We start from the raw sequence: 20,035 nt of genomic DNA on the forward strand, positions 1-20,035 counted from the left end.
CGTTCATCCTGAGCCAGGATCAAACTCTCCATAAAAATTATGATGTTTGATTAGCTCATAAATACTATATAATGTTTGTAACTAATAGTTACTTTTTTGGAATTAACGTTGACATATTGTCATTCAGTTTTCAATGTTCATTAATGTTCAATCTCTTTTATTGTACTTCGTTTAATTGTTGAAGTCAATAACTTTTTGAACGATTACTTTATTTATTCTATATTGTTTTTATAATTATTTCAATGGTAAGTTTTACACTTTTGAAATTCTTCTTTAAAAACATCGTCGCCGTTTTTGACGACTTTATTATCTTATCAACTTTATAATTTAAAGTCAATAACTTTTTTGAAAAACATTCGTGTTTGCAAACCGCTTCTTTTTTCAATGCGTTGATTGCTTAACACAAGAACTTATTTTACCAGCATTCTAAAACAATTCAATATAAAAACGTACAAAATAAAAGTAATTTTGTACGTTTAGCATATATTATACCTATTTATTTGTAGCAGCTATAACTTTTTGTGCAATCGAGCTATAAATTTTACCTAGACGATCATCTGATTGATATATTGACGGTGCAAAATCTTTTGGATTCCAAGATGGTTGCTCTAAAGGTAATTCCCCAAGTAATTGAGTATTAAGTTCATCAGCTAACTTAGTACCGCCACCTTTGCCAAAGACATATTCTTTATTACCTGTCTCTTTACTTTCAAAATAACTCATGTTTTCAACTACGCCAAGAATAGAATGATCCGTATGTTTTGCCATCGCACCTGCGCGAGCTGCAACAAATGCTGCTGTAGGATGAGGTGTCGTTACAATAATTTCCTTACTTGAAGGTAACATCGTATGAACATCTAAAGCTACATCTCCTGTTCCAGGTGGAAGATCGAGTATTAAATATTCAATGTCTCCCCATTTAACTTCTGTAAAGAAATTCGTCAACATTTTACCTAACATTGGCCCTCTCCATATAACTGGCGCATTTTCTTCCACAAAAAAGGCCATTGATATAACTTTAACGCCATGACGTTCAACTGGAATTACTTCCTTCCCTTTAATTCCAGGCTTTTCATCGATACCCATCATATCTGGTACACTAAATCCATATATATCGGCATCTACTAATCCAACTTTTTTACCTTCACGAGCTAAGGCAACGGCTAAATTTACTGCAACAGTAGATTTACCGACGCCACCTTTACCTGAAGCAATAGCAATAAATTCAACTGGATTATTTTGAGATAACAGCCCTTCTATCGTTTTAGGTTTATTTTCTTCTTTTGGTTTAAATTGATTTACTTTTTCTTCTGGTAACGTTTCAAATCGTATACCCACAGTTTTTGCACCATTTTCTTTTAAAGCATTAACAACTGCCATCTGTAAATCTAATTGCTGTGCACCACCTAATTGTGCCATTGCCAATTTAACACTTACATGTTCTTTTTCTTCCTTAATAGAAACTTCTACAATACCTTCTGTTTCTTTTAAAGGTACATCTATAATAGGATCTTTAATTTCTCCTATTAGTTCTTTAACTTGATCTACCGTTAACAAAGTAAATCCCCCTTAATCAATTTAAAATATCTACATAATTGCAAATGTCATTTTTTACGTAGTCTATCAATAAAAGTATAAAACTTTTCATTAAATAAAAAAAGAAGTTAGCCTATTATTTTCAATAGACCAACTACTCATATTATTTTAAAATTTCCTTCTATTACTTTCAATCTCTTCAGGTTCTCTGATAAAAATTGCTATCACATAAGCAATCATAACTAGAACTGCTACAAATCCAAATGAGATATCTACTCCAATAGCAATTGATTGTTGTTTTATCTCATTTGAAGTTAAATGTGATGGTGAAGTTGATAAAAATATTTTTGCACCAAAACTCATTAATGTAACCATTAAAGCTGTGCCTAGTGAACCAGCCATTACACGACCAAAGTTCATAATAGCCGTGCCATGTGAGATTTCTTCATTTCTCAAAGAATTAATTCCTGTAGTATTTATCGGCATCATGAGTAAAGAAACTGAAAACATTCTGATTGCATATACGACTATTAAATACGTATAAGATGTGTCTGTATGCAAGAAACACAACATAATTGTAGTAATTGTTAAAATTGTAAAACCAGTATAAATCAATGGCCTAGGACCATACTTATCATAAAATTTACCTGTAAAAACCGACATAATACCATTTATTATTGCACCAGGCATGATAACTAGTCCTGATAACAAGGCAGATAAAGATAAACTGTTTTGAACATATAGCGGTATAAGCAGCGCGGGTCCAACCATTGACATCATAATAATCATTGAACTAATCGTACATAATGCAAATGTTCTATTTTTAAAAACCCTTAAATTTAAAAGTGTATTACTAATATTAAATTGTCTACGTATAAATAAATAGATAATAACCATACTTATTATCAATGCACCTATTACTATTGGACTTGTAAATCCTAAATCTCCTGCACTACTAAATGCATATAGCATTAACCCGAACCCAATAGTTGAATACATTACTGAGCGCTTATCTAATTTAGTATATTTCACTTCATTGTAACTCGAGATTGAAACCAAACCGAAAACAAAGGCAACTAAAGCAATTCCTACAATTATAATAAATGGTACTCGCCAACTCGCTTGATCAATGATTAATCCAGTAACTGTAGGTCCTATTGCTGGTGCAAATTGAATTACTAAACCTGCCAGCCCCATTGCAAAACCTCGATGTTCTTTACTGAACAATGTAAATAACGTAAATTGCATTAAGGGCATAAGTACCCCTGCACCCATCGCTTGAATTACACGTGCTAACATTAAAACTCCAAAATTCGGAGCTAAGGCTGCAACAATAGAACCTAATAAAAATGTCCCCATCGCTGCTAAGTATAAAGGTCTAGTTTTAATCCTATCCATTAGATATGCCGTCAGAGGTATCATGACGCCATTAACAAGCATAAACCCAGTAACTAGCCATTGCGATGTACTTTCATTAATATTTAATTCTCTCATTATACTAGGTAACGCTGTATTTAATAATGTTTGATTTAAAATAGCTACAAACGCACTAATCAACATAACAGCAACTATGAAGTTTCGTCTCCGGGTTGTTAATTCAACTTTAGCCATCATAATTCCTCCTTTTTAAACAGATGTACACTTGTCCCTTTAATACATATAGCCATTAACATAATGGGAGTAGTACTCAAATGATAAAGAAGCACTACATATTAAATCATTATTGGTTCTTGGGAGTAGGACAGAAATGATATTTTCGCAAAATTTATTTCGTCTTCCCACCCCAACTTGCATTGTCTGTAGAAATTGGGAATCCAATTTCTCTTTGTTGGGGCCCCGCCAACTTGCATTGTCTGTAGAAATTGGGAATCCAATTTCTCTTTGTTGGGGCCCCGCCAACTTGCACATTATTGTAAGCTGACTTTACGCCAGCTTCTGTGTTGGGGCCCCGACTAGAATTGAAAAAAGCTTGTTACAAGCGCATTTTCGTTCAGTCAACTACTGCCAATATAACTTCGTAGAGCATAGAACATTGATTTATTTCCCAGCCTGACTTAAAAACTAACAATATAACATTGTAGCGCTTAATAACTTATTTTATGTCTCAGACTCATACAATGGTTATTTAACTTATTTACCACAAATTGAGCACTAAGACTCACTATTATCGATTGTTCTATTGAACAAAAAGAAGTTGGAACACATATGTGCACTCAACTTCAGATATCTATTTTCTATTATTTAAATTTTTACTTTCAGGGTAAAATTGAAGCTTACAAACATATAAGAACCCTATAATAACCATGATTACCCAAAAATCGATATTGATATAAACATAATTTAAATGAATGATGAAATAAAATAACGTTGTTGCAACTGTGTAAGAAATCAAATGAAAAGTCGCGCCTCTAAAATATGCATTTTCAGGCAACATTTTTCTAAAATAATCCATTAAATGCTCGACTGCAAATATGATGAAGTACCCAAAGATTATATAACTACCATAATATAATAGGTTATCGTACATACTTCTATTATATGTAAAGTCACCCAACCTAAAATAAATAAGTATTCTACTTAATCCATATAAACCAAACCCTAGAAATGTTAAAAAAATCGCACCAGAAAGTACAAAAATAAAGAGAACAATCATTGTAGTTAACAAGTTATAAAACTTATGTTTAAGATAATTCACAATCATTGGCCTCCTTATTAATAAAATATTGAACGATTTATCTAGCATCTAGTAAATTTATTATTTCTTACTTTAATTACACTACATCAATTTTAATCATAATTCTATTCTTTTGATTGAGATGACTGTTCTTTAAAAAATACGACCCATAAAACAATAAGCCCAATGCTAATTACAGCAACAGCACTTAACACATTGTGTAAGTTTGGACCAAAGATTCCTGATTGTATCGCATAAAGATATCCCATTATTGTTGAACCTATTGATGCCCCAAGATTTTTAGTTAATCCATAAAAAGACATCATTTTTTTCATTTGTAATGGGCTAGTTTCTTCTTGGACAATTACACTATCTTTTGTATAAATATATCCAAAACTTAATCCTGCCAAAATTAATACAAATGCAATAAGTAACGGAAATTTAATATCAAATGAAATGATAATACTACTTACTAGTAGCAACGTAAATGATAGTAAGTAAATAACTTTCCTTGATAGTTTTGCTTCAATTCGATGTAAATTAAAATTCAATGTAATCCAAGCTACAGATAAAGGAAAAATAACCAATCCACTTTGTAATGGAGATAATCCTAGTTGTTCTTGAAGGTAGACTGGAATATATAAATTGAATCCCATTAAACAAATAGCTGTTAGAAGGTCAGTTATAAAAACTAAAGTAATTGAACGATTAAATTCAACCACAGGTAAAAATGGTGAAGAAACATGTTTTTCTACTTTAAATAAACGTATTGCCACAACGATAGCTAAGATAAAACTTAAGAAATTTAAAAGTAATAGCTGTTGGTTTAATAAAGCAAACATAATCAATCCAATAAATACATAAAATAGCGTGAGCCCTTTAGTATCAAATTTTGATTTAGCAACTGTTTCTTCCTCTGGAAAATGAAATGTCCATACAACTAATATAATGGCAATGATCGCAATCGGTATATTTATGTAGAATAACCAATGCCATGTTGCAAATTCTAATATACCACCACCTAAAAGCGGCCCAATGATACTCGAAATACCCCAAACACTGCCAACTATGCCCATAATTTTATATCGTAACGGAATTTCAAATGCTAACTTTGGAACAATTTGCGATAATGACATCAATACACCTGATCCAAAACCTTGTATCACGCGTGATATAATTAGCATAGTAAAATTAGTACTTAAACCACACATGAAACTACCTATACTAAATAAAAGTAATCCTGCAATTGCCACATAAATAATTTTAAATCTCGAAAGTAATTCGCCCACTATAGGATTGGCAATTACTAATGCGATAAAATACGCGGTAAAAATTAATGAAATTAAATTTCCTGCATTTAAATCTTGTTTAATTGTAGGTAATGCAAGCGAAATAATAGATGATTCAATCGCAGACATAAACATAATTAATATTAAAGCTATAACAGTTATGATTGACTTTAATCGCATGAAATACCTCCTTCTATATATATTTATAAGATTTTATTTACAAACTATTGATTTTTATATGTATAAACACTTTTGACTTTCAAAGCTTAACGATAATTTTATTACAATACAATCCGCTAATAGAATGATTTATGTAATAAAAAAAGCGGAGTTTCCCCCACCTTTTCTAAACGACTACATAAAATATAAGATTGCAATTAAATGCAACAGTGATGCTATAACAATAAAAATATGCCAAATCATATGAAAATATGGTCTATTCTTTTGTGCATAAAACCATGCACCAATTGTATATGACACACCGCCTAAGAAAATGAATAATATGAATATCCATGATGTGCGAATAAAAATAATTGGTAACAAGATAATACCTACCCAGCCCATCACTAAATAGACAATTAAACTTAACTTTTGATTAACTTTGACAGCTATGGATTTATATAAAATTCCCCAAAGAGTCGTTCCCCATAATAAAATAAATACTGTCCAACCTATCCAACCACCTACAATTGTTAACAAAATAGGAGTGTATGTACCTGAAATTGCTACGTAAATCATACTGTGATCAATAATCCTTAAAATATATTTATGGGGGGTTTCATTTTGCATAGAGTGATAAATTGTTGATGAAATAAACATCATAAAGATAGAAATAACATAAATTGACATACTAACTGATGCAAGTGTGCCATTTGCAATATAACTATGTACAGCCGCATAAGGTAAGACTAATAGTGTTAACAGCGCTGCCAGCCCATGAGATGCAGCATTGCCTATTTCTTCTCCAAATGACAATGGAATGATATCCTTAAATGTTTCTGCAATTGTGTCATTACTTTTTTTACTTGATTTGGACATCATAGTCACCGCCTAACATTAAATTAAACCCATTCTACGTAAATCTTCAGTTGCTGTTGCAACACTATCTTTACCTTCTTTATTTTTAAGAGGTGAAAACTCTTCTTCTCTAGGAACTTGTAACGTGACAAAACTAGTTCCATAAGTAAATATGTCAAAATAGAACAATTCGAATTTTAAAGTTGGTTGTTCAATAACCCCAAAGTTCTCATCTAATTGCTTCAAATTCTTAATAGCTAAATGATAAGGTAATTCACGATTTACAGCATTTAAAATAAAGCCAAGTTTAAATGCATGAATACCGATATTAGCATTGTTAAATTGATTTGCAACTTCTGGATCTAATTCTGAATACTCCAATACTGTATCTTTACAATCGACATTAACTAATCGTCCAACACTTTCTCCTGGTTTTGGTTGAATCGTTTTAGAAGTAATATCGTAATCATGTTCTACCGTAAATCCTGCAAATAGTGGATCCAACACTTTTACTAAAACATTATCGATATTATTCAAGAAAATATACTTAACGCCATTATTAGACATTTCTTCTAAGTATCCTGCCTTGTCTAAAGATTTAAACACGCCACCATTACCATTCGGCGTTTCCATAATACGACCCTGTTGATTTAAAATTAACTTCCCTTCTTCACTAAGCGCCACAATATTATCTTGTTTAAAGAAGTGGATTGCTTCTTGATCATATCCAAAATAACTATGTGCTTCGAAATAAGCTAAAGTTTCTTCATGATTGATATCACTTGTCATAATATACCATTGAATCGTATGTCCAGATTGATGATTCAATGTTTTTAATTGGTTAGCTTGAAGTTCAAATAAACTTACACCTTCAATTTCAAACGAACCTTTAGGTCCCTTGTAACCAAGTCTTGTTCCTTGACCACCTGCCATCAAAAGTACTGCAAATTGTCCTTCTTTAATAGCTTGAAGTCCTTGTTCCTCTAAACGCTTAACCTCATTATCACTCATTTGTGATTTAATATCATATTTCACTTCAGAAACTGCAGATACATCATCTATTGTTTTCTTATTGATGTATAAATCGTTATATAATTTGGCAATAAAATCTAAATCTAATGACGCTACCTTCTCTTCAAGCGCTTCTTTTTCATTGTTACTCATTATTTTTTCATATTCACATAAATGATCTTGTTTATATTTAGCTAATTGATTTTTATCTAGCATTTTATGCCTCCTGCTGAGTTTGTAACCTTTAATAATTTATTTTCTATAAAAACTTAGTATTCCAGTTGCTTATTATATCATTGATGAAAGGCTGAAATAAAACATAAACTGTTCCGACCATTAACGCAGTAGCTAAAGATAAGTCTACAAGTCCACCTGTTTTAAATTGGATTGGTGTCTTCACATTAAACGGTAACGGATAAAATAATTTCACGCCTTTTGGTGTTATCATATCTAGTATAACATGTGACACTAATCCAATTATAATTGCTACCATATAATAATTAGGTGTCTGAATAATTTGCAATAAAAATGCTATGATTGCGATAAATAATATTGAATGCGTAAAGGTTCGATGTCCAAAGATCAATCTCACAAAAAAACTAATTATCTTAAACCTTCTGCCAATCTTACTTTGAGTGTGACATATATCGGGTAATAAGCTAGCTAGAGTTGCTAGAATGATAACCGTAACCGACGAAAAAATATCCGTTTGAAAATATTGTGTTGTTAGCGCTCCAACGAGCATGCCGCATGAAGCATGTGTTTTACCTGTCATATTTGTTCTCCTTTAATACTCACATTTTACCATATCCCTAACAAAAACACGAACATATTTTCGGGTTAAACTTCATTAGTATGACACAATTTAAAAAAGTATCACATAACTCTTGAAAACGATTACAAAATCGTTTATGATGTATTTACAAAATATTTAAAGGATGTGTTTGAATAATGGCAATGACAGTAAAAAAGGATAATAATGAAGTGCGTATTCAATGGAGAGTTGCTGATATCAAAATTCCTACAAGTGAAATTAAAAATATTACACAAGACCAAGATATTCATGCAGTTCCTAAATTAGACAGCAAAGATGTATCTAGAATCGGTTCAACATTTGGTAAAACGAATCGCGTTATTATCGATACTGAAGACCACGAATACATTATTTATACTCAAAATGATCAAAAAGTTTACAATGAATTAACTAAATAAATTGTATAAAAAAATCATTCATGGTGAGGGCTTCATGAATGATTTTTTTAATTGATTCAACACCCAGCATAAACAAATACAAAAGGACAACTGTTTCCACAATTTTAACAGTTGTCCTTTTCTATATCTAATTACAATAACAAGTGTGCCATCAAAGAAATAATCGGTAGTGTAATGATTGTTCTAATCAAGAAAATCATAAACAATTTGCCGATGCTTACAGGAATCTTCGAACCAAGTATGACGCCACCTACTTCAGACAAGTATATTAACTGCGATATACTAAGTGCCCCAATAACAAAACGAGTTATATCATTTTGTACACCTTCAATTAATATAGAAGGTAAAAACATATCGGCAAAACCGATAATAATCGTTTGAGAAGCCTGTGCCGCTTCAGGTATTTGCATTAACTCTAAAAATGGAACAAAAGGTTTACCCAATATGACAAAAAAGGGCGTGTAGTTCGCAATAATGGTAGCAATAGTACCAATACTCATCACTACAGGCAAAATAACAAACCACATATCAACGACTGTTTTTAATCCTGACTTAAAAAAGTCAATAACGCCCGGTGCTTTAATACCTACTTCTGTTGCAGTATCAAAGCCATGTCTCAATGCCGTCTTTCCTTCTGGCAATGCCTCAGTACGCGCACTTTCAGGTACCTCCTTAGCATACTCATCAGGAATTTTATTTAAAGGCCAAATTCTTGGCATAATGACTGCTGCAACGAGGCAGGATACTATCACTGATAAATAGAAAGCAAAAAATTGATTTTGCATGTGCACTGTTTCAGCAACTACAATTGCAAAGGTGATAGAAACTACACTAAATGTCGTTGAAATAACTGTTGCCTCACGACGAGAATAATATCCTTCACCATATTGTCTACTTGTAATTAAGACCCCAACAGTTCCGTCTCCAATAAATGATGCTAAATTATCTACCGTCGAACGTCCTGGCAATGTAAATAAGGGTCTCATAACCGGCCTAAAAATAGGACCCAACATCTCTAACAAACCGTATTCCATTAATAGCGGTAAAAATAGAGCTGCAAATAAGAATACTGCTACTAATGTTGGCAATAAACTTGAGAACAATAATCCACCAGTTTCATCTGAGTAAATAACCTTTGAACCGATTCGTAAAAATGTCATCCATGCAAAAACAACTGCTAATATTCGTAAAATTAACCAACCAATTCTAACGTTAAAAGCATTGTTCATTAGCCCGTCAGGTTTCAATTTATCTTTTAAAATAGTTGAACAAATCAGCGTTATGATACCCGATAAAGTAATTATCGTCACAATTAAAAATGGCATTACGCCACCTAATACATCTTTAAGCACGCCTGCTAAAAATGCCACGGGCAACGTTGTTTGCTTCTGTCCATCTTGTTCGACTGGAATTGGTACTAGAAATAATAAGATACCAATTAAAGACATCATAATAAACTTAAGTCTCCCAATGATTATCTCTTTCCTTGAAAAGCTATCCATAAAATCAATCCATTTCTCTATCTATTCGTTTTAAGTATATACAGAATTCTATTCAGTTAACAAACATATTCCTTATCATTCTATCTTTTAAAATGTTTATGTATGCAAAATAATGAATAATTACAGTTATTAAATATACGCTATTTCTTGTAATTTTTCAAGATGAATTCAAAAAAGGTTAAGTACAATTACTGATTTCGTACTTAACCTTTTTTAACTCTAATCATATGTTAGTTATTTCATTCTTCGTAATAATATTAAGAAGTATGGTGCACCGATAATTGCAATGATAACCCCTACAGGAATATCCAGTGGCGGATGAATGCCACGGGCTAAACCATCTCCAAATGTTAACAATATAGCACCAATTAACCCCGACATGATAATAACGTGTAATGTTTTATTTCCTATTAATTGTCTCGCAATATGAGGTGCAATTAATCCTAAAAAGCTAATACCACCGACAACTGAAATTGCGGATCCTGCTAATATTACTGCTAAAATTAGCAATAGCATTTTAATCGTTTTAACTTTTAAACCGAGTGCGGTTGCAACAGCATCACCTAGATTCAATACATCTAATTGATAACTCAATAAAATGATGATTGGTATCGTTATTAAAAACCAAGGTAATATAGTATAAATATTCGACATATCATGTCCATATAGACTACCTGTCAACCAAACAAGCGCTTTGTTTGCTTCCAGTGGATTTCTGATTAATAAGAACTGCACAATCGCCGTACATATTGTGCCTATTGCTAAACCAATTAAGGCAAGCTTTGAACCTTTAACATCATATTTTGAAATTAAAAATGATAAAAATAAACTTACTGCAAAGGCACCTAAGAATGAACCTATAGGTAATACAAACAATGGTGCTGTTGGAAAGATCATAATAATAATCACAGCAGATAAACTGGCACCTTTAGAAATACCTATAACATCAGGTGAGGCTAACGGGTTTCTTATTACAGCTTGTATAATTGCACCTGATATAGCCAAGCTACTACCGATAATAATACCAAGTAATGTTCTAGGTATACGATACTCATTTAAAATAAAATCATCCTGTGTAAAGATTCCCTTAATAGCATCAATCGGATGAATCATGACAGACCCTACACATAAACTTATAAATATACTCACAATTAAAAGGATTGTGATTAAACTATAACGACGTATAATTTTCGTTGTCATCATATTCTTTTCACCCCTTTAATCGTTATAAATAAGAAGTAAAGTGCACCTACGAATGATGTAACAATCCCTACTGGTGATTCATAAGGATATGTAATTAAACGACTTAATACATCTGATAGTAGTAACAAATCTGCACCTATAATAAATGTTAATGGAATCATGACTAAATAATTCTTACTCACATAGCGTTTGACTATATGCGGTACGATTAAGCCAACAAATCCAATTGGTCCTGCCACTGACACCGACATACCTGTAAGAATAATGACTAATAGTCCAATGATAATTCTAACTTTATTTATATTTTGACCCAATCCCTTAGCAATGTCATCGCCTAGTTCCATAATCGTTAGTTGACGTCCAATAAAAATCGTTACAATTAAAGCACCAATAATCCATGGTAGAATGGTCAAAATTTCATCCCACTTCATACTGGATAATGAACCGACAAGCCAAAACATCACTTGTTCGTTTGAATTCTCATTCAAAATAATAATACCTTCAGTCATACTACTAAAAAACAAATGGATGGCCATACCAGCCAATGCTAATTTAATGGGTGTCATACCTTTCGTAGCACCTGAAAGTGTATAAACAGTTAAACCACCTATAAATGCACCTATCACACCTAAATATAATGCATAATATTCTAATGATGGAATGATAATCGTCACAAATACAATGAAAAACGATGCACCAGAACTGACACCAAAAATTTTAGGTGATGCGAGCGGATTGCGTGTCATCGCTTGCATTAACAAACCAGATACCGCTAATGCACCGCCAATAAATAACCCTGCAATCATCCTTGGCATACGTACATTATGCAATAAAAACGTTGCTTTCGTATCTGTATGACCAGTAACATAGTGAACGATATCGCTAAAATTAATTTTCGAAGAACCAATCGCCATATTTAAATATATACAAATAAAAAGAAAGCACAAACTCACTATATACGTGAGTGTTGTGCGTCTTTTTCTTTTATGATCTATGGCAGATTGGCTACTTATTTCTTTTATAGCCATTTACTTCCACCTTACTTTTGTTCTTTTTTTGATAATTCAACAAGTTCTTTAGCCATTTCTTCAGAAGAAATTAAGCCACGAGATCTTGCCCAAACATCACGGTCAACAATATCCACGCGATTATTTTTAACTGCGTTCAACTTTTTCCAAGTTGGATCTTCTTGTAACTTCTTGAATTCAGCAGAATCTTTTTTAGCATTATCTGTCATAATAATCATGCGTTCAGGATTTAAGTCAGCTAAATGTTCAGTATCTAATTGTAAGTAAGGTCCTTTCAAGTATTTACTTAAACCTTTTGTTACATCATCACTTAATGCATTTTTAAATCCAAGTTCGTTTAAAAATTGTCCAACATATGAATAGTTTGGATGTGCTAATAAACCAGCTTTAGCAACAACTGCTGGAAGCACTTTTTGATTTCTATCAAACTTAATTTCATCTTTATACTTTTTGATTAATTTATCATGTTCAGCAAGACGCTTTTCGCCTTCTTTTTCTTTATTTAAAGCTTTAGCAATTGTTTTGAACGAATTAATGTTTTGTTTGTAGTCTCCATCAAAACTCTTTAATGATAATGTTGGTGCAATTTTGTTTAATTCTTTATTAATACCTTTATGTCTACTGCTATCAGCGATAATTAAATCCGGTTTTAATTTACTAATTTCCTCTAAGTTTGGCTGTTTACGTGTACCTACAGAAGTATAATCCCCAATTTTTTCTCTAACTGGTTTAATGATACGTTTTTTCTTACCATCATCAGCAATACCAACTGGTTTAACGTCTAATGCTGCTAATGCATCTGCAAATGAGTACTCTAATACAACGATACGTTTTGCATCTTTAGGTACTTTTACTGTACCATTTTCATCTTTTACCGAAATAGTATCTTTAGTTGATGATTCTTTTTTACTTGAATTATCCGTATTACCACAAGCTGCAACTAAAAATAAGGCAACTATTAATCCCAATATACTAAAAGTTTTTAGACCTCTCATCGTTCCACTCCTTAATATGTATAACTTCATTTATTATTTTATTGATAACAATTATCATTGTCAAGTAGCGTTCGATCTTTTTATATTACTAAAATGTATGACTATACATATTCCCTCTAATAATTATGACTACAATTAGCACATTTCCTTAGACAAAATACTGATAATGTATCATGGCTATATCATCTTTGAATTAATACAATTGACACCATTTAGAATGACCGTTATCTCTTTAATTCAGCTGATATTACCTATTGCAGTTTTATGTGACGAACTGTTGCACTTAATTTGATAAATCAACAAATACAAAAAATCTAAGTTGAACAATTATGATACAACCGTGTAAACGATATGTAGTATAACTAGTCAACTTAGACTTATTGATAAATATATTAATATTGGTTTACCATAGCAGGAGATTTCACATCAAAATTTTGAAGTAGCGTATCAATCTTTGAATCATCAATATATACCTTATGTAAATTTTTCATATACATCGAATGAGAAAGTGCTTCATAATTTAATGAAAAAGATATATGATCTCCTACTTGATAGTGTCCTTGACCATTTAAATCAAGCATTAAATGATCACTCGAAGCGCCTAAAATATTGATATGCTGATCCATAGGTGAAATATTATCGACTTTTGTATCTAAATAACCAATATCTACAATAGCTTGTATGAATGATTCATGCGTTTCTGTATTAACTCGAGGTTTAATTTCTAAAATCTCAGCCTCCAATGTAATCGCATCTTGATATAACATAGCTATCGCTTGATTTGTCGTTGTATCAACACCTCTAAACAACGTTTCACCTATTCGCAATTCATTTATTTTACCCAAATCATTATATAAAAGTTGTGGTAACATGCTCGAATTACCACCTGAAATAATTTTCAATCGATATCCTATTTCTCTTTCAACAGCTGAGACGAATCGATTAATCATAAAGATATCATCATCACTTGGCGCATCAGATTTAAAACACATAAAATTGAATGCTAAACCAACAAAATGGATATTTTTCAAGTGAATGATCTCTTTAATATAATCTAAAACATCATAAGTCAGAACACCTTCACGGCCATCTTTCCAATCTACCATTAATAAAATCTTATGTTTTTTTCCTAAAACTTCTGCTACTTCATTTATTTGATGTATGGTAGATAATTCTGTTTGGATACTCATATCAACTTTTTCTATCATATCTGAAATCTCTTTTTTGGCAGGCGTACGCAATAACGTATATGTTAAATCCTGATCTGCAATACTAATTATGTTATCCAATCTGGATTCTGCAACATGATTGATACCTAACGCTTTTAAGCTTTCTACAATTGTACGGTCACCAGCTATGCACTTAATTACTGGTGTGAATTGCATATTTTTACTTTGAAAAACTGTTTGAAGTACTTTGGCGTTATATTTAATCTTCGATATATTTATGTTAACGTGTGCCATGTAGTACTACACCTCTTTTTTTATCGGATTATCTAACTCAATATTTAAATATTGCTTTACTTTATTTTCCATTCTCATATTTAACAACGCTTTGACAGTAATTGTTGGTCCAAACAAAATATTTTTTAACTCATTTGCATGTGGTAGTGTTGGGTTAATGGCATGCGCTACTACTTGCTGTACTATGTTAAATAATTCGGCTTCTTCAACACAATCATACTGATTAAAATGATGGATTAATTCTGCCATTTGATTTTGAATAACAGCATGTTGGAATTTTGCAATCACTGCATCTATAGAATCAGCTATTAAACTATCATTTGTAATTTTAATATCTGATACACGATGTTGTAATGTTTCTAAATCTATTCTAGAACCACCTAAATCTCTCACTAAAAATTGAATGTCAAAATGTGTCCCCAAGTTCACTACTGTATTTTGCATGTGTGCTTCTAATGCAATTCCATAATTTTGAATAAAAGCAATTAAAGGCGGGATTAATGCTTGAGAGTATCGTTCAATAAATGTCGTAATACTTTCTTTAGTAATTCCTTGATTTAACCACTCTAAGTAACTATCCACGATAACTTTTTGATCTATTGGATTTTTATTAACTAGACTTGCACTAACTACTGTTGCACCTTTTCCATCAATTTCAGGCTTTTGTCTTATAATACAAGCAAGCTGACGCGCCCTATCTTTATCAACATTTGCATATTCACCGAACGGTTCCATAGCAACTTTAAATCCTGGATATTGATTCAACATGTTTTGTAAAGCATAACTTAACTTTGGTCCATCTACAGTAGTCACAGTTGAGACTGTTCTAACGGCACTTGTTGCTTGTGCATCGACGGGCAACTTAACATGATATGGTTTATCAATTAAAGACATCGTCCTGAATGATAAAGTTGCTTTTGAAAGTATTGTAAACGGCGTTGGAATTAATATTTTTTTAGCAATCCATGCTTCAAAATATTTCCCTATCGTATGATCATATTGCCAAGGATGTACTAAAATCGCTCTATAGTCTTCACTTTTCAAACCTAAACTCTTCAAAAACACACGAATCTGATTGTAGTATTCGGGAATTATTTCATCAATAATAAATTGATCATTACCATCCATAGCTGTGCACACAACATGGTCTTTTTCAATCATCATAATTTGCAAAGGGATTTCTTTTTCAAACTCAGGTGCATATGCTCGTACTTCTTCCATAGTTAAGGGCAATTTCGTTTTGGTTAAAGGGTGTGTTGGATGACCCTCTGGTACCAAACTCTCAGAATAAGTTAAATCATCTGTCTTATCACTATCTTTTACATGTTGTAACCATGAAAAAAAGTTAATATCTTGTGGTAATCTTGAAAATTTAAAACTTTGACTTATTAATGTTTGTCTGTGAGACATTTGCTTATATGTTTCAACTAAACTATCTCGACTGTGTATTAACTCTTCGCGTAGTCGCTCTGAAATAAGGATTTCAAAATCATCGTTCAATACATCTAGTAGTCCTTCTAACGTCATGATTAGCGACGTTTCACCTTTATTCAGATAAGTAATATCACCTGTAAACTCATAGCGTTCTAATGCACTTTTTCTAACAACTTCAATAGTCAACACATGCATATGATACTGAATTTCAATTAAAGATTCTTTTTGTGAAATAAACGTTTGCTCGGGGTAAATACGTTCTTTAATAATGGCGTTAATTACACGATATTGAATATTTCTATCTGCCTTTGCCCATTCAAGATATACCATGATTACTTTCCTCCAACTTTAACTTCAACTTTCTATTTATAAAATAGAATACCATTGTAATGCATATAGTACTTATTCCCATTATTGAAAAAGTTCTAACAATGCCAAACACATCTGCACATATACTCATTAACAGACTTCCCAATGGAATCATACCTCTATCCATCATAATAATACTCAGTACTTTACCACGTTCATAATCTTTAACATTATTTTGAAAATAAACGCGATTTGTCGTACGTGCCCATTGACTAAATAACCCAATCAATGTAATACAAATGAACATGATGACAATATTGTGAAATACCACACCTAATAAAGCAATGCCAAATAATAATGAACTTAAATAATACATATTTACCATACCAATATATTTAAGTACTTTAGGTAAAACTAGCGTTGCAATAATACCACCAATGGCACACATCGTCATAGCGATACCAAATATTTCAGATTTCCCCGGAAATACTTTGTTTGTTAAAACTGGTAAAAGTGTCGTATATGAAAAACCTGTCGCCATAATCAATAAAGATGTTATAAATATTTGTCGACCTTCCATATGTAATTTGAAGTAATCTATAATGACTTTTAACGGCATGTATCTTGTTGCATCTTCAGGTATTTTAGTTACTTTAAAATGTAATGGTAAACATAATAAAACTGCGATAAAATAACAAATTGCCTGTGCAAGAAATGTTGTTGGCGCATGATAGACTGCTAATATGACACCAGCAATGGCAGGCCCTATTGAACGACAAATATTAATGATGAATGAATGAAATGATACAGCTTGTGTAGTAGATATTTTATCTGATAAATCTGGTAAGATTGCTTGTCTTAAAGGGGTTTCAACCGCACTTAAAATCCCTCTTAATGTCGCATATATAATAATGACGCTAATTGGAATTGCAGTGAAACTATACGTAAGCACACATAAAATTGCGGTTACTAAAAATGATGATGAAATTGTAATTCTCAGCAATCGCCCTTTATCATATTTATCGGCAATTGCCCCTGCCCACACACTTAGTAATAATATTGGTACAAGTCTGCAAAAATTGACAATCCCCAGATAAACTGCGTTATGATAAGTGGTAAGCACAAACCAATTTAGCCCTATTTGTCCAATCCAATTACCTAGAAATAGTAGAAAAGAACTGCTAAAAAAATATTTTGTCATAAAACTTACACCCGCATTCTGTTGATAATAAGAATCATTATCATTAATATGGATTATACAAATCTATCTTGCTTTTGTAAAATATTTCATAGAGGTGAATTATGAACTTGAACTTAATTTTTAAAGAACAGACATTAAAATTTAACAAAGAAGAACAAGAAACATATTTATTTTTACAACAACATAATAGCGATTGGGCTAATATTTTTAAAGAGATGATTTTACAAGGAAGAGATAAAGTCACTCAGAGATTAGTCACATCAATGCATCGCGAAAACTTAGTTAAAGCGCGTACTCAAAGTAAGAAAATATTGAGCCGTGATTTGATTATGTTAGATATCTCAACGACTCATATACTAGAAATCCAGTTCCCACAAGCTAAGCAAACATTATATGCTCCTATCACTGGAGAACACGCCTTTGATCGAATTGATGTTGAAGGCCCTTTCTACATTAAAGATGACATTACAAATACGATTACACGAGTACACCATCCAAATGAAATTCTTGAGTGTATTTTAATTGAAGCACCAGATTTAAAAAATGCTGCTAGTGATCAATTTCAGCAAGATTTAATAAACAGTGCAACTAATATGACATTTGCAATTAGCTATCAAGCACTGTCAATGCAACATGATTCTGCACCTTTATTTAATATTATCGAAAATAGCGAAGATAGTTACTTGCGTTCAGAGCAAGCCGTTATTGAAGGTCATCCGCTACATCCTGGGGCTAAATTACGTAAAGGTTTAAATGCATTACAAACATTCCTATATTCTTCAGAATTCAATCAACCTATTAAGTTGAAAATAGTACTGATTCACAGTAAATTAAGCCGTACTATGTCACTGTCTAAAGATTATGATACAACTGTTCATCAACTATTTCCGGACTTAATTAAACAATTGGAAAATGAATTTACGCCAAACTTTAACTTTAATGATTATCACATTATGATTGTACATCCATGGCAATTAGATGACGTATTACATTCTGATTATCAAGCAGAAGTAGATAAAAAATTAATCATTGAAGCAAAACATACGTTGGATTATTATGCTGGTTTATCTTTCAGAACATTAGTTCCTAAATACCCAGCTATGTCGCCACACATCAAATTGTCGACAAACGTTCATATTACAGGTGAAATTCGTACATTATCAGAACAAACGACGCACAATGGTCCACTAATGACACGTATTTTAAATGATATTTTGGAGAAAGATGTCATATTTAAGTCCTATGCATCAACAATTATTGATGAAGTTGCTGGTATTCATTTTTATAATGAGCAAGACGAAGCAGACTATCAAACTGAACGAAGTGAACAATTAGGTACATTATTTAGAAAAAACATATACCAAATGATTCCACAAGAAGTCACACCAATGATTCCTTCAAGCTTAGTTGCAACCTACCCATTTAACAATGAATCACCTATCGTGACATTGATTAAACGTTATCAATCAGCTGCATCATTGTCTGATTTTGAATCATCGGCGAAATCGTGGGTCGAAACTTATAGTAAAGCATTGCTTGGTCTTGTAATCCCACTAGTTACTAAATATGGCATTGCATTAGAGGCTCACTTGCAAAATGCTATTGCAACATTCCGAAAAGATGGTCTATTGGACACGATGTATATTAGAGACTTTGAAGGTTTAAGAATTGATAAAGCACAACTAAATGAAATGGGATACAGTACATCTCATTTCCATGAAAAATCAAGAATTCTTACTGATTCAAAAACGTCTGTGTTTAACAAAGCCTTTTATTCTACCGTTCAAAACCATTTAGGCGAATTAATTCTTACAATCTCTAAAGCATCAAATGATTCAAACTTAGAAAGACATATGTGGTATATCGTTCGTGATGTACTAGATAACATCTTTGATCAACTTGTACTTTCGACACACAAATCTAATCAAGTAAATGAGAATCGCATAAATGAAATTAAAGATACCATGTTCGCGCCATTTATAGATTATAAGTGTGTTACAACAATGCGTCTTGAAGATGAGGCACATCATTATACTTATATTAAAGTTAATAACCCTTTGTATCGAGAAAATAATTAAAATTATAGAATTTTATTAATCGTGAGCTCAAAGATTACATTAACTTATTAAATACAATCTATACACATGAGAGTATAACGCAT

At 32.0% G+C, this 20,035-nt stretch carries 17 protein-coding genes and 1 pseudogene; 3 read left to right on the top strand and 15 right to left on the bottom strand.

The features are described from left to right. Positions 1-217 precede the first annotated feature (217 nt). From JV528_RS14840 to JV528_RS02170, 8 genes and pseudogenes are all read right to left on the bottom strand, one after another. Positions 218-404 (bottom strand): annotated as a pseudogene (locus JV528_RS14840) (hypothetical protein). 88 nt (positions 405-492) lie between these two features. Next, positions 493-1,557 (bottom strand): Mrp/NBP35 family ATP-binding protein, encoded by a 1,065-nt coding sequence (locus JV528_RS02140; RefSeq protein WP_204254801.1) that lies wholly within the window; start codon positions 1,555-1,557, stop codon positions 493-495. A 147-nt stretch (positions 1,558-1,704) separates the two neighbouring features. Then, a complete protein-coding gene (lmrS, locus tag JV528_RS02145; RefSeq protein WP_204177711.1) occupies positions 1,705-3,147 on the bottom strand; it encodes an MDR family MFS transporter in 1,443 nt (480 codons plus the stop codon). Positions 3,148-3,763: 616 nt separating this feature from the next. After that, positions 3,764-4,237 (bottom strand): multidrug efflux transporter SepA, encoded by a 474-nt coding sequence (gene sepA, locus JV528_RS02150; protein ID WP_000636857.1) that lies wholly within the window; start codon positions 4,235-4,237, stop codon positions 3,764-3,766. Between the two features lie 98 nt (positions 4,238-4,335). Continuing rightward, positions 4,336-5,679, bottom strand: a complete 1,344-nt coding sequence (gene sdrM, locus JV528_RS02155; RefSeq protein WP_204177709.1) for a multidrug efflux MFS transporter SdrM — start codon at positions 5,677-5,679, stop codon at positions 4,336-4,338. A 174-nt stretch (positions 5,680-5,853) separates the two neighbouring features. Further along, positions 5,854-6,537 (bottom strand): PAQR family membrane homeostasis protein TrhA, encoded by a 684-nt coding sequence (gene trhA, locus JV528_RS02160; protein WP_000047124.1) that lies wholly within the window; start codon positions 6,535-6,537, stop codon positions 5,854-5,856. Between the two features lie 18 nt (positions 6,538-6,555). Then, entirely contained in the window at positions 6,556-7,743 is a 1,188-nt protein-coding gene (locus tag JV528_RS02165) for a UTP--glucose-1-phosphate uridylyltransferase (RefSeq protein WP_000884743.1), read from the bottom strand. 43 nt (positions 7,744-7,786) lie between these two features. Then, positions 7,787-8,302, bottom strand: coding sequence for a metal-dependent hydrolase (locus JV528_RS02170; RefSeq protein WP_000147090.1), 516 nt, complete (start codon positions 8,300-8,302; stop codon positions 7,787-7,789). Between the two features lie 176 nt (positions 8,303-8,478). On the opposite strand from JV528_RS02170, the gene JV528_RS02175 reads away from it, so the two are divergent. After that, positions 8,479-8,739: a SunI/YnzG family protein gene (locus JV528_RS02175; RefSeq protein ID WP_001251935.1), complete on the top strand. Its 261-nt coding sequence runs from the start codon at positions 8,479-8,481 to the stop codon at positions 8,737-8,739. Positions 8,740-8,870: 131 nt separating this feature from the next. On the opposite strand, the gene JV528_RS02180 is transcribed toward JV528_RS02175, so the two are convergent. The 4 genes from JV528_RS02180 to JV528_RS02195 form a co-directional block, all read right to left on the bottom strand. After that, the gene (locus tag JV528_RS02180; protein ID WP_204177235.1) at positions 8,871-10,241 is read right to left on the bottom strand and encodes a YjiH family protein; all 1,371 of its coding nucleotides are present in this window, start codon (positions 10,239-10,241) and stop codon (positions 8,871-8,873) included. 234 nt (positions 10,242-10,475) lie between these two features. Then, positions 10,476-11,444, bottom strand: a complete 969-nt coding sequence (locus JV528_RS02185; protein ID WP_204177236.1) for a FecCD family ABC transporter permease — start codon at positions 11,442-11,444, stop codon at positions 10,476-10,478. Continuing rightward, a complete protein-coding gene (locus JV528_RS02190) occupies positions 11,441-12,472 on the bottom strand; it encodes a FecCD family ABC transporter permease (RefSeq protein WP_000974912.1) in 1,032 nt (343 codons plus the stop codon). Before JV528_RS02190 ends, JV528_RS02185 begins: the two co-directional genes overlap by 4 nt. Before the next feature lie 11 nt (positions 12,473-12,483). Next, a complete protein-coding gene (locus JV528_RS02195; protein WP_001214653.1) occupies positions 12,484-13,467 on the bottom strand; it encodes an ABC transporter substrate-binding protein in 984 nt (327 codons plus the stop codon). Between the two features lie 166 nt (positions 13,468-13,633). On the opposite strand from JV528_RS02195, the gene JV528_RS02200 reads away from it, so the two are divergent. Further along, complete coding sequence (locus JV528_RS02200) at positions 13,634-13,759, top strand: hypothetical protein (RefSeq protein WP_041204331.1); 126 nt, start codon at positions 13,634-13,636, stop codon at positions 13,757-13,759. A 100-nt stretch (positions 13,760-13,859) separates the two neighbouring features. Here the strand turns inward: JV528_RS02200 and sfaC are convergent, their stop codons facing one another. From sfaC to sfaA, 3 genes are read right to left on the bottom strand one after another with little or no spacing between them, the layout of a single operon-like run. Further along, positions 13,860-14,930 carry a staphyloferrin A biosynthesis protein SfaC gene (sfaC, locus tag JV528_RS02205; RefSeq protein ID WP_000951633.1) on the bottom strand — a complete coding sequence of 357 codons (1,071 nt, stop codon included), beginning with the start codon at positions 14,928-14,930 and terminating at the stop codon, positions 13,860-13,862. A 6-nt stretch (positions 14,931-14,936) separates the two neighbouring features. Next, positions 14,937-16,694, bottom strand: a complete 1,758-nt coding sequence (gene sfaB / locus JV528_RS02210; RefSeq protein WP_000262630.1) for a staphyloferrin A synthetase SfaB — start codon at positions 16,692-16,694, stop codon at positions 14,937-14,939. Further along, complete coding sequence (gene sfaA, locus JV528_RS02215) at positions 16,681-17,874, bottom strand: staphyloferrin A export MFS transporter (RefSeq protein WP_000170407.1); 1,194 nt, start codon at positions 17,872-17,874, stop codon at positions 16,681-16,683. Before sfaA ends, sfaB begins: the two co-directional genes overlap by 14 nt. 101 nt (positions 17,875-17,975) lie before the next feature. Between sfaA and sfaD the strand changes: the two genes are divergently transcribed. Next, entirely contained in the window at positions 17,976-19,952 is a 1,977-nt protein-coding gene (sfaD, locus tag JV528_RS02220) for a D-ornithine--citrate ligase SfaD (protein WP_086037627.1), read from the top strand. The last annotated feature ends 83 nt before the right edge of the window (positions 19,953-20,035 follow it).

Origin of the sequence: Staphylococcus sp. GDB20D11A, from assembly GCF_016893255.1 — a bacterium.
GTDB classification, from domain to species: Bacteria; Bacillota; Bacilli; order Staphylococcales; family Staphylococcaceae; genus Staphylococcus; species Staphylococcus aureus.